Annotated in this window: 2 protein-coding genes and 1 pseudogene; 2 read left to right on the top strand and 1 reads right to left on the bottom strand. The window is 49.3% G+C overall.

Going from position 1 to position 2,734, the window contains the following annotated elements; genetic code table 11:
- Positions 1–167: 167 nt before the first annotated feature.
- Both OCT58_RS10145 and OCT58_RS10140 read left to right on the top strand, forming a co-directional pair.
- Positions 168–374 (top strand): annotated as a pseudogene (locus OCT58_RS10145) (type II toxin-antitoxin system MqsR family toxin); the annotation flags it as partial.
- A gap of 2 nt (positions 375–376) precedes the next feature.
- Positions 377–760: a type II TA system antitoxin MqsA family protein gene (locus OCT58_RS10140; protein WP_267202709.1), complete on the top strand. Its 384-nt coding sequence runs from the start codon at positions 377–379 to the stop codon at positions 758–760.
- A 182-nt stretch (positions 761–942) separates the two neighbouring features.
- On the opposite strand, the gene OCT58_RS10135 is transcribed toward OCT58_RS10140, so the two are convergent.
- Positions 943–2,517 (bottom strand): putative polysaccharide biosynthesis protein, encoded by a 1,575-nt coding sequence (locus tag OCT58_RS10135; protein WP_267202708.1) that lies wholly within the window; start codon positions 2,515–2,517, stop codon positions 943–945.
- Positions 2,518–2,734 lie beyond the last annotated feature (217 nt).

Below are 2,734 nucleotides of genomic sequence, written 5' to 3'. Positions count from 1 at the left end.
CAAACATTTACCACAAGTCGTTGCTAAACAGCTCCAGGCAGTCTAAAATTCACTAATTTGAATAGCCAGTTCCTTGATATAACAAGTGATTAAGCTCCTTTCCTGCTTTCAAGTTTTAGTTAGTAAAAAGAAAAGCTCGCCATGCGTCGCCTGTTACAAGAGGCTTAGCAAAAGTTATTGTTGCAAATTTAACGATAGATGATTTTGTGAAGGAAGAAGAGGATCGTAATTTTCCAAATGAGTTTGTTTGGATTTACGAAACTGAATTTGGTATAAAATACTATCTTAAGTTCAAATTCATTAATGATTTTACGCAGGTCTTATTCATTTCTTTTCATTTCTTTTCACGAAGCACTGTACTAGGAGATGATTGAAAATGTCATACATTGCGGACTATACAAATAGTTATGATATTCGTGGCCACGAAATTACTATTACCGCCCCGGCACGTTTTGATGACCAGTCACATGAAATCATTGCGGATAAACGGCTCGATGACCAAGCTGCTCAGCTGGCTTTAGAAAAGTTTCGGAAGCGTTATAAGGTTGTTTCACCAGCAGAAATTAAAAGCTTTCGGGCTAATTGGCACCTCAGTCAGCGCAAACTGGCCCATGTTCTTGGCTGGAGTCCATCGACGGTTGCCCTGTATGAAGCGGGGGCTGTTCCCACGAAAGCCAACAATCGTCTCTTAAAGATCTTGATGAAGGACAAGCAAATGATGAAAGAGTTTATTGCCGACAGTGAAAAGGACGAGATGTAAATAATCCACAAGGGGGAGATTCAAAATGAAGCTCGCACGTAATCAGAAGACAACTCTTGCGACACTAATCATTGGGGCACTCGCCTGGCCACTGAGTCTTTACATTAAGAGTCGCCAAAAATAAGAAAACCAAAAATAAGAAAACGGTGATCATCGAACTTTTCCGGTGATCACCGTTTGTTTTAATGTCGTTTTAAAATGAAGTAGCGGCCGAAGTGACGATAGCTCAGACTAGTCAGGTCAATCAGGACCAGGTAGATGCCGAGCATGATGAGACCGACTACCGCGGCAAAGATGAAGGCACTGACCTTCCCCATCGGCAAATAGAAGTGACTGACGACAAGCGAGAGCGGGGCAACGATTGCCAAGAAGACCAGGTTGACTGCGACGATGCGCCAGTACTTGACTAACCCGATCTTGAATTGACGAACGATCTTGCCGTACGTCAGCAAGCAGATAACGATGTAGGCGATGTTGGTAGCCATGATGGCACCCCGCCCATTGGCTAGCATGACCAGCGGGTACTGAAGGACAATCTTGGTGACCAGGCCAAGGCCCATGTACAGCATTGCCTTTTTGCTGTAGCGCAGGGCTTGCAGGATCGTCAGCCCGTTGACGCCCAGCGCCATCAGCAGGCTCTGGGTCAGGTTGAAGCGCAGGTAATTTCCACCGAGGACGCTCCGGGTATAGAAGACCAGGTTGACCTCGTAGGCCAGGGCGGCAAGGATGATGACGATTGGCAAGAGGACCAGCAGCAGGTAGGCCAGGTTTTGGCTGATCAGCTTTTGAACCTTTGCTAGATGATCCTTTTCGGCCGCCAGCAGTGGCAGACTGGTTTCGGAGACTGCGGTTGCCAGAGCAATCACAATTGCCGTGATCTTGGCCGGGTTGGCGGAGAAGAGCGTGTAGATGTACTGGATCGCGCTGGCAGAATAGTGGGCCTGGCGCATGATTTGCTTGAAGAAAATCTGGTCAACCAGTTGAACAAGGGTAATCCCGGAACCGACGAAGAGGAAGGGAACCGATTCATAGAAGGTCAGGGCCATCAGATGGGTAGTCCGCCCGAGATCCAGTGGCGCGGCTGGTGCGTCGGCGCAGTAGGGGTGACGCCGATAATAGCCACCCAGGTAGGCGAAACCGGCGATCGCACCGATGAAGGCGGCGAAGACACTCAGCTGGACTGCTAGTTGAAAGGGCTGGTGGAGGGTGAAAATGACAATGTAGCTGGCCCCGAGGATGAAGATAACCCGGACAAACTGCTCAATCACCTGGGAGACGCCAAAGGGCTTTAGGTCCTGGTTGCCCTGGAACCAGCCCCGCATGACGCTCATTAATGGAATCAAGACAAGTGCTGGGGCCACCATGCGGATTGCGCGGGTCGCGGCTGGAATGGAGACAACCGGGCTGTTACGGGCGATCAGCGGTGCCAAGAGAAAAAGCAGGGCCCCACAGATCAGACCCGAGATCCCCATTAGAATTGCACCGGAGCGAAAGAGCTCTCGGCTTTTTCCGTATTCCTCGCGGCCGTTATAGTAAGCGACCCGGCGCGCGATGGCAGACGGGAAGCCAGCCGTGCCCAATGAGATGAAGAGGGCGTAGGGGGTGTAGGCGCTGTTGAAGAGTGCCTGGGCGGTGGCGATGTGCTGACTGGAGCCCATCATCATCAGCCAGGGGATGAGGTAGATTACTCCCAGTATTCGGGAAACGATGCTCCCGGCGGAAAGCCAGAAGGCACCGGATAAAATTTTCTTGTTCATAATTATGCTCCGATCAAAATAGTCACGTAGACTATCCTCGCAGAATTAATCCGTCGATGCAAGGCATTGGAATGGATTTCAGCGGGTCCTTTTAAAAAGGCAGATTGTAAAATTTAAGTTGAACATTTAAGTGGACAGAAAAACCCATCAAGGTCTTTAATGGTGTTACCGTACAATCCATTAGAAAGAAGGACCTTGATGAGCACCACTATTTTAT

Origin of the sequence: Limosilactobacillus kribbianus, from assembly GCF_026413145.1 — a bacterium.
GTDB classification, from domain to species: domain Bacteria; phylum Bacillota; class Bacilli; order Lactobacillales; family Lactobacillaceae; genus Limosilactobacillus; species Limosilactobacillus kribbianus.
The sequence above is the reverse complement of the archived record's forward strand: the minus strand, read 5'-3'. Positions and strand labels throughout refer to the sequence as shown.

Bases quoted from the DNA above. Each gene is read 5' to 3' on its own strand.
- OCT58_RS10140 (WP_267202709.1), top strand. From the start codon at position 377: ATGTCATACATTGCGGACTATACAAATAGTTATGATATTCGTGGCCAC.
- OCT58_RS10135 (WP_267202708.1), bottom strand. From the start codon at position 2,517: ATGAACAAGAAAATTTTATCCGGTGCCTTCTGGCTTTCCGCCGGGAGC.